At 68.6% G+C, this 14,621-nt stretch carries 14 protein-coding genes; 7 read left to right on the top strand and 7 right to left on the bottom strand.

Features of this window, described 5'->3' with window-relative positions:
- The first annotated feature begins 1 nt into the window (after position 1).
- From CY658_RS18140 to CY658_RS18155, 4 genes are read left to right on the top strand one after another with little or no spacing between them, the layout of a single operon-like run.
- Positions 2 to 2,659 carry a DUF2169 family type VI secretion system accessory protein gene (locus CY658_RS18140; protein WP_101491535.1) on the top strand — a complete coding sequence of 886 codons (2,658 nt, stop codon included), beginning with the start codon at positions 2 to 4 and terminating at the stop codon, positions 2,657 to 2,659.
- Entirely contained in the window at positions 2,656 to 3,780 is a 1,125-nt protein-coding gene (locus tag CY658_RS18145) for a pentapeptide repeat-containing protein (protein ID WP_101491536.1), read from the top strand. The genes CY658_RS18140 and CY658_RS18145 overlap by 4 nt, the downstream gene beginning before the upstream one ends.
- Positions 3,777 to 4,463, top strand: coding sequence for a DUF3540 domain-containing protein (locus CY658_RS18150; protein ID WP_101491537.1), 687 nt, complete (start codon positions 3,777 to 3,779; stop codon positions 4,461 to 4,463). The genes CY658_RS18145 and CY658_RS18150 overlap by 4 nt, the downstream gene beginning before the upstream one ends.
- 29 nt (positions 4,464 to 4,492) lie before the next feature.
- On the top strand, positions 4,493 to 4,879 hold the full coding sequence (locus CY658_RS18155) for a DUF4150 domain-containing protein (protein WP_101491538.1): 387 nt from the start codon (positions 4,493 to 4,495) through the stop codon (positions 4,877 to 4,879).
- Positions 4,880 to 4,894: 15 nt separating this feature from the next.
- Here CY658_RS18155 and CY658_RS18160 read toward each other — a convergent pair whose 3' ends face one another.
- From CY658_RS18160 to CY658_RS18190, 7 genes are all read right to left on the bottom strand, one after another.
- Positions 4,895 to 5,881, bottom strand: coding sequence for a tripartite tricarboxylate transporter substrate binding protein (locus tag CY658_RS18160; RefSeq protein WP_101491539.1), 987 nt, complete (start codon positions 5,879 to 5,881; stop codon positions 4,895 to 4,897).
- A gap of 104 nt (positions 5,882 to 5,985) precedes the next feature.
- Positions 5,986 to 7,062: a phospholipase gene (locus CY658_RS18165; RefSeq protein ID WP_101491540.1), complete on the bottom strand. Its 1,077-nt coding sequence runs from the start codon at positions 7,060 to 7,062 to the stop codon at positions 5,986 to 5,988.
- Complete coding sequence (locus CY658_RS18170) at positions 7,059 to 7,472, bottom strand: type II toxin-antitoxin system VapC family toxin (RefSeq protein ID WP_101491541.1); 414 nt, start codon at positions 7,470 to 7,472, stop codon at positions 7,059 to 7,061. Before CY658_RS18170 ends, CY658_RS18165 begins: the two co-directional genes overlap by 4 nt.
- A gap of 13 nt (positions 7,473 to 7,485) precedes the next feature.
- Positions 7,486 to 7,743, bottom strand: a complete 258-nt coding sequence (locus CY658_RS18175; RefSeq protein WP_101491542.1) for a type II toxin-antitoxin system Phd/YefM family antitoxin — start codon at positions 7,741 to 7,743, stop codon at positions 7,486 to 7,488.
- A gap of 65 nt (positions 7,744 to 7,808) precedes the next feature.
- Positions 7,809 to 10,184, bottom strand: coding sequence for a Tex family protein (locus CY658_RS18180; RefSeq protein ID WP_101491543.1), 2,376 nt, complete (start codon positions 10,182 to 10,184; stop codon positions 7,809 to 7,811).
- Between the two features lie 79 nt (positions 10,185 to 10,263).
- Positions 10,264 to 11,178, bottom strand: coding sequence for a sensor histidine kinase (locus CY658_RS18185; protein ID WP_257884911.1), 915 nt, complete (start codon positions 11,176 to 11,178; stop codon positions 10,264 to 10,266).
- A 91-nt stretch (positions 11,179 to 11,269) separates the two neighbouring features.
- Positions 11,270 to 12,064: a LuxR C-terminal-related transcriptional regulator gene (locus tag CY658_RS18190; protein ID WP_062472928.1), complete on the bottom strand. Its 795-nt coding sequence runs from the start codon at positions 12,062 to 12,064 to the stop codon at positions 11,270 to 11,272.
- Positions 12,065 to 12,443: 379 nt separating this feature from the next.
- On the opposite strand from CY658_RS18190, the gene CY658_RS18195 reads away from it, so the two are divergent.
- From CY658_RS18195 to CY658_RS18205, 3 genes are all read left to right on the top strand, one after another.
- The gene (locus tag CY658_RS18195; RefSeq protein ID WP_101491545.1) at positions 12,444 to 13,136 is read left to right on the top strand and encodes a hypothetical protein; all 693 of its coding nucleotides are present in this window, start codon (positions 12,444 to 12,446) and stop codon (positions 13,134 to 13,136) included.
- A 79-nt stretch (positions 13,137 to 13,215) separates the two neighbouring features.
- Positions 13,216 to 14,244, top strand: coding sequence for a hypothetical protein (locus CY658_RS33045; RefSeq protein ID WP_257884912.1), 1,029 nt, complete (start codon positions 13,216 to 13,218; stop codon positions 14,242 to 14,244).
- Between the two features lie 23 nt (positions 14,245 to 14,267).
- A complete protein-coding gene (locus CY658_RS18205; RefSeq protein WP_101491546.1) occupies positions 14,268 to 14,606 on the top strand; it encodes a hypothetical protein in 339 nt (112 codons plus the stop codon).
- Positions 14,607 to 14,621: the final 15 nt, after the last annotated feature.

Below are 14,621 nucleotides of genomic sequence, written 5' to 3' on the forward strand. Positions count from 1 at the left end.
CTTGAAAACCGTCAAGCCGCTGCGGCTGAGCGTCATCACGCGCCCCTTTCTTCGCGGCCGCCAGCAGCGCCTGGGCGTCACGCTGATGGGCATGGTGTCGATGGACACTGCGCCCGTGCTGCTGCCCGAGCCGGAGTTCTGGAAGATCGCCGCCGAAGAACTCGGCCCCACGGGCGCCATCGACCTGGGCATTCCCAAACCCCACGCCGAGTTCCTGGCCACCGGCCACGCCTACACGCACCATCAGGACGACAAGACCGCCTGCGCCGTCGCGATGCACATGGGTGAACTTTCGCGCCAGCTGCTGGTGTTCGGCGACCGCTTCTGGCTCGACGGCCGCGCCACCGCGCCGCAGCCCTTCGAGTCGATGCGGCTCGACGCGACACGTGCCTACGGCGGCCCCGGCTTTGCCGAGAATCCGCAGGGCATCGGCCATGCACTCGAAACCGTCAACGGCCTGCAGGTTCAGCGCCTGCCGAACATCGAAGACCCGCAGCAGCGCATCGACCGGCCCGACCGCGAGACCGCGCCGGCCGGCTTCGGCGCAATCGACCTGACCCGGCCCAGCCGCATGCGCCTGATCGGTCGGCAGTACGACGGCCACTGGCGCGAGCACCTGTTCCCCGGTTTCTCGGAAGACATGGACTGGCGCTTCTTCAACGCCGCGCCGCCGCAGCAGCGCTGGCCCGCGTGCGACCACATCCCGGGTGGCACGCCCTACGAAATCTGGCACATGCACCCCACGCAACCGGTGCAGCGCGGGCGGCTGCCTGACTGGCGTGCGCGCGCCTTCATCGCGCGGCGGAGCGGTCGTGGCCGCGAGCCCGAGCAGTTCGACGAGGTGCCCATGCGCCTCACCACCGCGTGGTTCTTTCCGCACCGCGGGCAGGTGGCGCTGATCCACCACGGCGAGATCGACATCGTGGAAGACGATGCCGACGACGTGACGCATGTGATGCCGGCCATCGAAGCCGCGGGCGATACGCCGCGCCCGCTGGCGCACTACTTCGCCCTCCTCCAGCGCCGCTGCGATCCCGAGACCGGCGCGCTGCATGCGGCCCGCGACGACGAACTGCTGCCCGCACAGGCCATCGGCCCCTGGCTCGACACGCTGGATGACGGCGAGGAATCCGCGCTCGTGCGCAACATGCGCGAACGCGGCGACCGGCTGCGCGCGGACATGATGCAGAAGGCGCGCGAGGCCGGCCACGATCCGCGCCTGCTGCGCGAAAGGCCGATGCCCGAGCCCTTTCGCAAGATGCCGACGCTCGCCGAGCTGCCGGAGTTCGTCGAACGCACGCGGCGCTTCACGCAGGACCAGCGCAAGGCGCTCGAAGATGGGCGGCGCGAGCTCGAACGCGCGGGGCAACTCAACGCGGCCGAGTCGCGCCAGGTCGGCTTCGACTCCGCAGAGTTGGTCTCGAGCATCGACCGCACCACGACCAAGGGCCCGCCCGCCTTCGACGCGCAGACCGTGCTGCAGGGCATGTTCGGCATCGCCGCCGCGACGGGCACGTCCGCGCTGCCGCCCGCGCAGCAGCAAGCCTTCGCGGAGGTGGTCGAGAAAGGCCAGCGCGGGCTGATCGACATGTACCGGATGGGCGCGCAGCACCAGTCGCCGGCCGACGTGCTCGAAGGCGAACGCGCCACCGAGGCGCGCCGGCGTGTGCAGGACGCGATGGCCACCACGCGTGACCTCTCGGAGATGGACCTCACGGGCGCCGACCTGTCGGGCATGGACCTGCGCGGTGCGCGCCTGCACCGCACCTTGCTCGAGCACGCGAACCTCGAAGGCGCCCGGCTCGACGGTGCCGATGCCACCGAGGCTGTGCTCGTGCGTGCGCGCCTTTCCCGCGCCTCGCTCGCGGGCTGCGTGCTGCACCGCGCGAACCTCAGCCTCGCCCACTGCGTTCACACCGTGTTCACCGGCGCGCAGCTGCACCACACCACGCTCGAGCAGACGCACTTCGACCATTGCGATTTCTCGCAAGCCTCGCTGGAACACCTGACCGTGCTCGGCCTGCAGGTCGCTCACTGCCGCTTCGACGCCGCACGCTTTTCCTACGTGACCTTCATCGAACAGACCCGCCTGCAGGACTGCAGCTTTCGCGGCGCCGTGCTCCACAAGGTCGGGCTGATCTCGTGCATCGCGGAGCGGCTCGACTTCAGCGGCGCCAGGCTCGAAGCCTGCGCCTGGGCCCACACGCCGGGCGACACCGGCATCGTGTTTCGCGGCGCGACCCTGCACACCACCTGCTTCGTCGGCACCAGCAGCCTGCGCACCATGGACTTCGAAGGCGCGACGCTGGTGCAATGCGGCCTGCGCGAGATGCCGCTGGACGGCGCGCGCTTCGTGCGCGCCACGCTCGACACCTGCGACCTGTCGGCCTGCAGCCTCACGGGCGCCGACCTCAGCGGCTGCGATGCGCCCGAAAGCCTGTTCATCCGCGCCGACTTCACACAGGCCTCGCTGCGCGGCTCCAACCTCATGCATGCCAGCCTCCAGAAAGCCCGCCTGGTCCGCACTGACCTGCGCGAGGCCAACCTGTTCCGCGCCGATGTGTCGCAGACCCTGATCGACGGCGTGACCGACACGCACGGCGCGTACCTCGAACAGGCCAAGACCCTCCCGCGCCGCGCCGCGGACCCGGCGCCATGACGCCGGCCGAGCTGGCAGCGACGATCCGCGGCGGCGAACACATCCAGGGCCAGGACTTCCAGGGCATGAACTTCGACGGCATCGATCTGCGCGGCGGCAGCTTCGGCGCCTGCGACTTCCGTGGTGCCACCCTGCATGCCGCGCGGCTGGCCGAGTCGGTGTTCGACAGCTGCCGCTTCGACGACGCGGTGCTCGACGCCGCCGACCTGCAGCACGCCGCCTTCCACCGCTGCGCCCTGCCCCGCGCGCGCCTGCGGTCTGCGGCGATGGCCCACGCGGTCTTCGCCGAGGCCGACCTGTGCGGCGTCGACATGACCGAAGCGCAGGCGGGCCAGGCCACCTTTCACCAGAGCACGCTCGACGGCGCGGGCTTCGAGCGCGCGGACCTCACCAAGTCGGTGTTCGGCGAATGCCGCCTCGACGGCACGCGCTTCGACGCCGTGGCGCTGAACACCACCGTCTTCTACCGCGCGGCGCTGCGCGGCACGCATTTCAGGGGCGCGAGCTTTCACAACGTGATCTTCGGCGAGGCCGACCTCGCGGGGCAGGACTTCTCGGCGCAGTCGTTTCATCTGTGCCAGTTCATCGACGCCGACCTGACGGGCTGCAACTTTGCCGGCGCGCGGCTGAGCCAGTGCAACTTCAAGGGCGCGAAGCTCGAAGGCGCGGTGCTGTCGGGTGTGCACGCGCCCCAGTGCCTGTTTCCCGAAGCGGACCTGCGACGGGCCGACGCACGCGGCGGGCACTTCGACCAGAGCCTGTGGGTTGGTGCCAGGCTCGACGACGCCGACCTGTCGGACGCGCGGCTCGAACAGTGCGTGTTCCACCGCGCGAGCTGCCGCCGCACCGCGTTCGCCCGCAGCCACCTCGTGTACGCGGACTTTTCGTACGCCGACCTCAGCGAGGCCGACCTGCGCGGCGCCACCTTCCATCGCACACAGATGCACCGCGTGATCGAGACCGGCGTGCGCTGGAGCGACCGCCTCGGTGTGCTCGACAGCGACCCCGCACTGTTCGAGGCCGAGCGCTTTTCCGCGGCCCGCGCGAGCCGTCCGCAACGCGCCGGCCGCGACACCTTCGGACGGCCGCTGCCGCCCGATCCACAGGACACCCTGCCATGAACCACCGCGCCGTTCGCGAGCTTGTCTCGCCGCTATCGGATACGCCTGAGACCGAGATGCACGCGCTGCTGCGCAAGCCACTGCCGTCGGTCGCTGCACCGGCCTGGACCGGCAGCGCGCTAGGCACCATCGTGCAATCGCTGCCCGACGGCCGCTTCGTCGTCGAGCCTCAGCAAGGCGGTGCGCCCTGGCACTGCCCGCGCGCCGCGAGTTGCCTGCTGCAGCCCGCCCTGGGCGACGTCGTGCTCGTGGCCGGACCGCAGCGCGACCAGCTGTTCCTGATCGCCGTCGTCACGCAGGCGGACCCGAGCCAGTCGCAGCTCGTGGCCGACGGCGACCTCACGATCCGCTCGCGCCGCGGCGGCATCGCGCTGCAGGCGTCCACGTTCGCGCTTCAGGCCGACAAGGCGACCGTCGACATCACCGACATGGCCTACCGCGGCGCCGAAGTGCGCGTGACCACGCTGGTCGCCCGCTTCGTGGGCCGCACGCTCGAGACCGTGCTCGACCGTCTGAGCCTGCTCACGCGCTCCAGCTTTCGCCTCACCGAAGAGGTCGAGCAGGTGCGCGCGGGCCAGATCGACATGCAGGCCTCGCAAAGCCTGCGCCTGCACGCGAAGAACACCTTCGTCACCAGCCAGGCGCTGGTGAAGGTCGACGCCGAACAGATCCACATGGGTTGATGCAGACAGAGAAAAAAGGAGCTTTCGCCATGTTCGCCAACGCACAGATGATGGGAATGGACCTCGCCTTTCCCGATGTCTGCAAGACACCGCCCGCGCTGCCCGTGCCCTACCCCAACATCGCGCTCGGGCCGACGGCCCTGCCCAACGCCTGGAACATCCTGTACGGCGGCACGCCCGTGCACAACATGGCGACCACCACGCCGATCACCAACGGCGACAACGCCGGCGTGCTGATGGGCGTGGTGTCGCAGACCGTGATGGGGCCGTCACGCCACATCACCGGCGCCTTCACGGTGCTGCTCAAGGGCACGCCCTGCACGCGCATGACGAGCCTGTCGGTGCAGAACCGCTGCAACATCGTGGGCATGCGCATCGTGCCCAGCCAGTTCAAGGTGCTGGTGCTGGCGCCCTGAAACCGCGCGGGGCGATCAGTCCAGCTTGACGCCCGCCGTGCGGATCACCTTGCCCCACTTGGTGGTCTCGGACGCGATGAACGCGTCGAACTCCTCGGGCGTGCTGCCTGCTGGGAAGGTGCCCATGGCATCGAGTTTGGCGCGCGTTTCGTCGCTCTTGATGATGCGCGCCACCTCCTCCGACATGCGCTTGACGATCTCGCGCGGCGTGCCTGCCGGTGCCAGCATGCCGGCCCAGGTGCTGCCGGTGAAGCCCGCGAAGCCCTGCTCGATGAAGGTGGGCACGTCGGGCACGGCCGGCAGGCGCTTGTCGCCGGCCACGCCGATCAGCCGCACCTTGCCGGCCTTGCCCTGGTTGATGAGGCCTGTGGGCGCATCGAAGAACAGCTGGATCTGCCCGCCCATCAGGTCGGTCAGCGCAGGCACCGCGCCGCGGTACGGGATGTGGATCATGTAGGTCTGCGTGAGCGACTTCCACAGCTCGCTCGTGAGGTGCGCGGCCGAGCCGTTGCCCGACGAACCGAAGCTGATCTTGCCGGGATGCTTGCGTGCGTAGTCGATGAGCTCGCGCGCGGTCTTGAACGGTGCATCGTTGTTCACCGCCGCGAGCAGCGGCGACACGCCCATGAGCGAGACGCCCACGAGGTCCTTGCGCGGGTCGTACGGCAGTTTGGGGTACAGCGTGGTGTTGGCCGTGTAGGCGGCGATGACGACGCCGAAGGTGCTGCCGTCGGGTGCGGCCTTGGCCACGGCATCGACGCCGATCAGGCTGTTGGCGCCGGGCTTGTTGTCGATCACCACGGGCTGGCCGAGCCGCGTCTGCAGGCCCACCTGCACCAGCCGCGCCATCTGGTCGGTGAAGCCGCCCGGCGTGTAGGGCACGACGATGCGGATCGGCTTGTTCGGCCACGCGCTTTGTGCGAAAGACGGTGCGGCAAGGCTGGCAGCGGCGGCGGCCGTGGCAAGGGAAAAACGGCGGCGGGAGAGCGTGGCGTGCGGCATGGTCGGGAACCCTTCGGATGGCATGGATCGAGCCATTCTCGAAGCGCCCTTGCGCACCGGCGCTCAGGGTTTGTCCCCGACGGGACAACGGTACTTTGGTGCGCTCAGAGCGGCAGGATGTCGCGCGAACGCCCGTCGTCGCCGAGCCAGGCCTCGAACTCGTCCGACATCCGCGTCGCCTCGCGCGTGGCCTGGCCCCACGCAGAGATGCGCGCCTGCGCGTCGTTCGCGAAGCGGATGAAGTCCTTGCGGTCGGGCAGCTTGCCGTGCGGCAGCGTCTTCACCCACTCGGGGTTGGGCGCCAGCACCACCATGCGGTCGAGAAAGCGCGTCGACTTGTGGCGCCAGCGCAGCCCCTTGTCGAGCCAGCCCGGCACCACGGCCTGCTGGAAGTGCGGGTACAGCACGATGCCTTCGTCCGCCGGCTGGTAGTCCAGGTGCAGGTGGTAGTCGGTAATGCCGCCGTCCCAATAGGCACCGCGCGGCGCACCCGGAATGTCGTGCACCGCGGCCAGCAGGAACGGAATGGAGCACGACGCCTGCAGCACGCGGTTGAAGTTGGCCTCGCTCAGCGCGTGCTGGCGCGTGCGGAAGTCGGTCGTGCCGAAAGGCAGGGCGGCGCCGGGCGTGGAGAACACGCAGCGCTCCAGCCAGGCGCCCAGGCTCTTGCGGTGCAGGCTGTTGCTCGCGAAGGCGCCCAGGTAACCGACCGGCGTGCGCGCCCTGCCCTCGCGCCCGAGGATGTGGCGCCCGCGCGAGGTCACCACATGCAGCCGGTAACGCGAATGGCTCAGCACCTCGCCGATGCGTCCGCCGTAGAAGGTGTCGAGGCTTTCCGCGAAACGCTCGCTGAGCTGGTGCGGACTGAGCCGCTTCTGGCCCGGCGGCACTTCGAACTGCTGGCGCACGTAGTCGTGCTCGAAACGTCCGAAGGCCGCCTCCGGGTCCGACAGGCACGCCGTCGCCAGCCGCCACGCGCCGATCGACGCGCCCACCAGGTCCACCGGCTGGCTCGACTGCGTGAGCCAGCGCCCGAAGATGAAGCGATCGAGCGGCCCGAGGATCAGCCCCTTGGGCCCGCCCGCCGCGCCGGGAACGGTGCGCACGTCCTGCGGACGCAGGCCGTGCTGCTCGATGTGCTGCCGGGCCGCGGGGCCGGCGTAGATGCGCAGGGCTTTCATGCGGCACCCGCTTCGAACGGATTGAAGACCTCGACACCGAAGCCGGCGAAGTCGCTCACGTTGCGCGTGACGACGGTCAGCCCGTGCTGCTTCGCGGTGGCGGCGATCATGGCGTCTTCGTACAGCGTGACGGAGCTGCGGTGCATCAGCCGGGCCCACAGCCTGAACGTCTTCGCATCCATCGGCAAAACGTTGTACGACGCAGCGACCAGTTCGACCCATTGCTCGATCTCGTCCGCCTTGGCGGCGTCCTGTTCGCGCGTGAGTTCGATGCCGGCCTGGATTTCGCCCAGCGTCACGGCCGACAGATGAAGCTCGCTGTCGGGAATGGGCGCCAGCCACGCCAGGACGGCGCCATGAGGGCGAAGCCGGCGCAGTTCTGAGATGACGTTCGTGTCCAGAAGGTACATGCCGCGCGCGCCTTCAACGGGCCGGGGTGACGCGTCGCCTGCGCGCGGCACCGCGCTCGGGCACGAGGAACTCGGTGCGCGCCTCGTCGGCGCACAGCAGTTCCTTGAGCGAGGGCTTGGCAATGGCATGCAGCCGCCGCCATTCCGCGGCCGGCACCAGCACGGCCGCCTCGGCCCCGCGCCGGGTGACCATTTGCGGCCCGTCGTTGAGACAGGCCTCCAGGAATTCGCTGAAGCGCGCTTTCGCGTCTTGTACCGGCCAGGTTTTCATTGGCGCCACCCCATCAGACTAGTTAGATGACTAGTTTAACGGGGCGGCCTTCGGTCTGCTTGCAGTTACTTGCGCAACCCCTGCAACTTGGCAAACGCACTCGCCATCTGCCCCGCCGGCTGCGGCGCGTTGTCGCGTCGGCCTTGCTGCTGCTGGCCGCGTCCTGCCCCTTCGAAGCGGTTGTCGCGCGGGCCGTCGCGGCGGGCGGGGGCTGCGTCGAGCTTCATCGACAGGCCGATGCGCTTGCGGGCCACGTCGACTTCCATCACCTTGACCTTGACGATGTCGCCGGTCTTGACGACTTCGCGGGCGTCGTTGACGAACTTGTGGCTCAGCTGGCTCACGTGGACCAGGCCGTCCTGGTGCACGCCCAGGTCGATGAAGGCGCCGAACTGGGCGACGTTGCTCACGGTGCCCTCGAGGATCATGCCCTCGACGAGGTCCTTGATGTCGTCCACGCCGTCGTTGAAGCGCGCCACCTTGAAGTCGGGGCGCGGGTCGCGGCCGGGCTTCTCGAGTTCGCCCAGGATGTCCTTGACCGTGATGACGCCGAACTTCTCGTTGGCGAACAGCTCGGGCTTGAGCGTCTTGAGCATGTCGGCGCGGCCCATCAGCTCGGCGATCGGCTTGCCGGTCTTGACGATGATCTGCTCGACCAGCGGGTACGTTTCGGGGTGCACGCCGGTGATGTCCAGTGGGTCGGCGCCGTCGCGGATGCGCAGGAAGCCGGCGCTCTGCTCGAAGGCCTTGGGGCCGAAGCCGGTCACGTCGAGCAGCTGCTTGCGGGTGGAAAACGCACCGTTGGCTTCGCGCCAGCGCACCACAGCCTTGGCCACGCTGGCCGACAGGCCGGACACGCGGCTGAGCAGCGGCACGCTCGCGGTGTTCAGGTCGACACCCACCGAGTTCACGCAGTCTTCGACCACGGTCTGCAGGGTGCGCGCGAGTTCGCTCTGGTTCACGTCGTGCTGGTACTGGCCCACGCCGATGCTCTTGGGGTCGATCTTCACGAGCTCGGCCAGCGGGTCTTGCAGGCGGCGCGCGATGGAGGCGGCGCCGCGCAAGCTCACGTCGACGTCGGGCATTTCCTGCGAGGCGAATTCGCTGGCGGAATACACCGAGGCCCCGGCTTCGCTGACGACGACCTTGTCGACCGTCATTTCGGGCGCACCGGCCTGCTCGGCCATCTTGGCCAGCAGCTTGATGAGGTCGCCGGCGAGCTTGTCGGTTTCGCGGCTGGCGGTGCCGTTGCCGATGGCGATGAGGTTTACGCCGTGCTTGGCGCACAGCTTGCCCAGCGTGTGCAGCGAGCCTTCCCAGTCCTTGCGCGGCTCGTGCGGGAACACGGTGGCGGTTTCGACCAGCTTGCCGGTCGAATCGACCACGGCCACCTTCACGCCGGTGCGGATGCCGGGGTCGAGCCCCATCACGACGCGCGGGCCGGCGGGTGCGGCCAGCAGCAGGTCGCGCAGGTTGTCGGCGAACACCTTGATGGCGACTTTTTCGGCGTCTTCGCGCAGGCGGGTGAACAGGTCGCGCTCGGTCGACAGGGCCAGCTTCACGCGCCAGGTCCAGGCCACGCACTTGCGCAGCAGGTCGTCGGCCGGACGGGCCGCGTGGCTCCAGCCCAGGTGCAGCGCGATCCTGCCTTCGGCGATGCTGGGCTTGCCCGGCTCGGGTTCGACGGGCAGCACGAGCTTGGCGTCGAGCACTTCGAGCGCGCGGCCGCGGAACACGGCCAGGGCGCGGTGCGAGGGCACGCGGCCGATGGGCTCGTCGTATTCGAAGTAGTCGCGAAACTTGGCGATGTCGGCGTTGTTTTCGTCCTTGCCGCTCATGAGGCTGGACTTGAGCAGGCCTTCGTTCCAGAGCCATTCGCGCAGGCCCTGCACGAGCACGGCGTCTTCGGCCCAGCGCTCGGACAGGATGTCGCGCACGCCGTCGAGCACGAGCGGCACGGTGGAGAAATCGGGGCCCGGCTTGCCGTCGTCCAGCGTGGTGGCGGGCTGCAGGAAGGCCTGGGCTTCGGCGGCGGGGTCGAGCGTGGGGTCGGCCAGCAGCTTGTCGGCCAGCGGCTCGATGCCGAATTCGCGGGCAATCTGGCCCTTGGTGCGGCGCTTCTGCTTGAACGGCAGGTACAGGTCTTCGAGTTCCTGCTTGGTGGGTGCGAATTCGATCGCGGCGCGCAGCTCGGGGGTCAGCTTGCCCTGCTCGTCGATGGCCTTGAGCACCGCCACGCGGCGGTCTTCAAGTTCGCGCAGGTAAGACAGGCGGGCTTCCAGTTCGCGCAGCTGGATGTCGTCGAGGCCGTCCGTGACTTCCTTGCGATAGCGGGCAATGAACGGAACCGTGGCGCCTTCGTCGAGCAGGTCGACGGCGGCCTTCACCTGGTGCTCGCCGACCTTGATTTCAACGGCGAGCTGGCGAATGATTTTCTGCATGTCTTGAGCGCGTCCCTGGCAAAGCGCGGAAGTTTGCCATAGGCGAAGACGCCGCCGGCCGGGCACCCCCGCGGCATAGTTACAACGTGCGCTCGGCCTCTGCCACGACTGCAGCCAACGGCAACACTTCGCCCGGCATCACGAGCCGGATGCGCAGCCCGTGCGGCGCCGCGTCCATGACGGCCAGCTCGCCGTGCAGCGCGTCGGCGCGCTCGCGCATGCTGCGCAGGCCCTTGCCCCCGACCTCGCCGGCCGTCGCCTCCAGGCCGCGCCCGTCGTCGAGCACTTCGAGCACCAGCCCGTGCGAGCGCTCGCGCGGGCCAAAGCGCACTTCCACGCGGGTCGCCTGCGAATGGCGCAACACATTCGACAAGGCCTCCTGCGCGATGCGGCACAGCTGCATCGCGGCCTCGGACGAGAGCGGCGGCGACAGCACCACGTCCTGCACGTTCCACACGAGGGTGATGCCGAGCCGGTCGAACGCCGGTTGCAGCCGGTAACGCAAATGACCCAAACGATCGCCGATGCTGGTGTCGGGCTGGTCGTCGAGCGAGTCGACCGTCATCTGCAGTTCGAGCAGGCAGGCCTGCAGGGCCATCGACAGCTCGCGGGCGTCGGCGGAGCGCGGGTCGTAGCTGGCCATGAGCGCCACCAGCCGGGAGCCGACGCCGTCATGCAGGTCGCTGGCGATGCGGCGGCGTTCGGCGAGCACGGCCTGCGCCTGGCGGTTGCGCAGGAGGCGGCGCCGTGTGAGGTACCACGTGCCGACGATCATGCAGAGCACGGCGATGTTGACGCCCTGCAGGGCCCAGAAGGCGGCCGGCACCTCGGTACCCAGCGTGGTGATCGCGGAGGTTGCGCGAATCGCCTGCCCCACCAGCGGCGTCAGGTGCAGCGCAAACGCGAGCCCCACCCACAGCAGCCTGCGCTGGCGCGAGGCGTGCGGCCAGAGCCAGATCAGGAGCACACACCAGGCGGCGATGGAAAGCCACACGAACTGGTCCTCCAGGAAATACGGCGGGAGCGGGGGCACCGGCGCGGGCATGGATGGCTCCGCTGCGAACGCGGCGCGCCCGAAGCGCGCCCTAGAGCAGCCCCCGGTGCGAGGCGAAACTCACGGCCTGCGCGCGGGTGTGGGCGTGCAGCTTGCGGTAGATGTTCTTGACGTGCGCATTGACCGTTTGGGCACTGATGGTGAGCTGCAGCGCGATTTCTTCGGTCACATATCCCGTGGCTACAAGCCGTAACACTTCGCGCTCCCGTGCCGACAGGGTTGCCTTGCTGTCCGGCGGGCGCACCGGGCTCGGATTGGCGCGCTGGTGGTCCAGGTGAACGAGCAGCCGGCGGGCCAGCCGGGGGGTGATGGCGGCACCGCCATTGACCACCTGCAACACGGCCTGGGCGTAGCTCTGAAACCAGGCGTTTTTCACCAGGTAACCCGAGGCGCCGAGCTCGAAAGCGTGCAACACCTGGGGCTCGTCTTCCAGGGCGGAAATGACGATGATCTCGGCAGCGCTGCGGTGCTTCTTGGCTTCTTCGATGAGCTCGAATCCGCTGCCGTCTCCGAGGCGAATGTCGACCATGAGCACATCGAATTCATGCTGCATCAGGAGGCGCCGGCCCTCGCGCAGGGAGCCGGCCTGGCCTTCGAGCTGGATGCGCAGATCGCCCAGAAGCTCCTGGGCGATGACGCGGCGAACAAAGGGGTCGTCGTCGACGAGCAGGACACGAACGGGCTTCGTTTCCTGGCCCGTGAGGTAGTCCGGCCACGGCAGGGTATCTGCCGAGGGCGCCAGGAGCCCACCGAACTGGCCAGGATTGGAGAATTTCCTAGCGCCACCACCGACATCGGTCAATGAAATGTCGAGATCGTTTTCCATTTAAGCCCCCTTGTCACAGATAAAAGTCGCGACTTCGTGAACAAAAGTTAATCGATTTCTACTCTTTTTCCGGCTATCGGCTTTTTTGATTACCTTGGTTTCTTTCGGTTGCAATATTGCCAGATTGTGAACCAAAGTGATAGTTCCCACGAGGGGAACAGGGCCTAGAGCCGGCTCTCTGCCAACGCCCAAAACGCCTTCAGGCATTGCTTTCGCCATAGCCTTGCTCTACCCAGCCTGAGGCATTTTTCGATCGCTCCCCCCCGCTGAAACTGCATCCCGGTCGCAACGGAATCCCTTCACTCCGTGCTCGCTGACCGTCGCTGATGGCCGGATTCGCCGGCGATCGGGTTCGTTTCAACACTATCGAGGAAGCATCATGAAGAAGACTCTTATCGCCATGGCAGTGGTTCTCGTGGCTGGCATCGGGACCGCAACCGGCAGCAGCGTGGCGCTCGCCGTCACCAACACCACGACCGGTTCCTCCAGCTCGGCTGGCTCGGTCGCTGCCAGCTCCGGAACGGGCAGCGCACTCAGTTACAACGCAGCCAGCTCCACCTCGTCGGCCACGGCCAACGCGGCGGGCGGCGCAGCAGGCAACGCATTCCTGCGTGTCGGCGGTGCCACGGCCAGCGGTGCGGCCACCACGCAAGGGCGTGTGACCAGCGTGGCTGCAACGACCGGCAACGGCGTGGCCGCAGGCGGTGCGAATGCACAGGCCAATGCGACCTCGAGCGCCAATGCCAACTACGCCGGCGGCGGTGCCAACCCCGTGAGCGGTTCGGCAGGCGGCGCAGCCGGCTCGACCACCAACAACACCGCAGCCACCGCTGCAGGTCCTGGCGGCGGTCTGGCTGTGGTCACGCGCACTTCGGGCACGACGGCGGGCTTCAGCGCCAACTCGGCAGCGGTCAACGGCATCGTCAACGGCACCAGCACCTCGGCCACGTCGGGCTCGACGGGCGGCTCCTCGGGCGTCATCAACTTCGCCGTGGGCAACGCAGCGGGCTTCAGCAACGGTGGCGGCAGCGCAGGCGGCGCGATCTCCGGCGCAACGGCCAACGCTCCCTGAGCGATCTGGACCATCGGTTGTTGGACCACAAATGGGGAGGGGCACGCCCCTCCCCCTGCTTCCCAAAGGAGTCGAAAAAATGAAAACATTGATCGCCCTGACCTTGCTGGGCTTGTCCGCGGGCGCGTTGGCGCAAACGGCGGGCGGCGCCAACAACCAGTCAACGAGTTCCGCCACCACGAACGCCCAGGGCAACACCCAGGCGGTGAACTTCAACAGCTCGTCCCCCTCGGATGTCACGTCCCGGGCCACGGTGGACAGCAACAGCACACAGAACATCAACAACACGGGTGCCACGACCAGCGTCGTCGACTACCGTGGCAGCTACACCGTCAAGAACGTGCCCTCCGTGAGCGGCCCGAACCTGACGACCAGCAATGACACCTGCATGGGCAGCACCAGCGCCAGCGCGAACAGCGCAGGCATCGGGCTGAGCTTCGGCACCACCTGGACGGACGAACACTGCAAGCGCCTGAAGATGAGCCGCGAGCTCTGGAACAAGGGCATGAAGGCAGCGTCCCTGGCCATGGACTGCATGGACCCGCAGGCCCAGGCCGCGCTGGAAATGACCGGCTCGAAGTGCCCGCAGTCGATGACCGTTGAAGAACGCGTGAGCGCGTTCGGGCCGCAGGCATCGGGCAGCGGCGCACCAATGGCGGCACGTCCGGCGGCGCCCGTGGCACCCGTGGCCGCGGCGCCTGCGCCAGTCCCTGTGGCGGTGGCCGTGCCCCAGCCGGTGGCGCCTGTGGCACCTGCAGCGCCTGTCGCGTTGGCTCCGGCCCCGGCGCCCGCGCCGGTCGTGGCGGTGCAGCAGCCCGCCGCACCGGCCACGCTGGTCGAGGCGATGCCCATGGCAACCCCGGCACCGCAACCCGCGCCCGCCGCGACCGTCGTCCCGACGGCTGCGCCGGAGGTGGCACCGGCCCCCGTGGCTGCAGCGCCCGCCGAGGAGGCCGCGGCACCTGCCGCTGAGCCGGCACCGGTGATGGTGAGCGCCGTGGCACCGGTCGCGCTGGCCCCGCAGCCGGACATCCTGGAAGCGCGCATCACGCGCCGCCTGGCTGACTCGGCCGACGAGGTGGCTGCAGCACCGGCCGACGCGCAATGAGGTCGGATCTGGAGTCCATCATCATGAACACCAGGACCGTTCCTCTCTGGCTGGCCGCCTGTTGCGTGGCGACGGCGTCGGTCGCCGCCACGCCGATCATCCGCATCGAGCGGATGCCACTGGGCAGCGGCCTGCAGAACGCCAGCGGCACGGAGAACGCCGAGCCGGTGGGCGACTACGGCGTCTGGCACGTGCCGCAGTACATGCCGGGATTTCCGACCTCGGCCACGATCTGGCCGCGCGTCGTGATCATCCAGTGCAACGTCACGCGGTGCAGCGGCTACGAAGTGACGCCCGAGCTGGGCCGGGGCGAGTACCTGTTCTTCCGGCCTGCGGAAGACAGCAGCGTCGGCCGCAAGTAGACCGGCACGCAGACG

The sequence above is a fragment of the Variovorax sp. RO1 genome, assembly GCF_002849325.1.
Taxonomy (GTDB): domain Bacteria; phylum Pseudomonadota; class Gammaproteobacteria; order Burkholderiales; family Burkholderiaceae_C; genus Variovorax.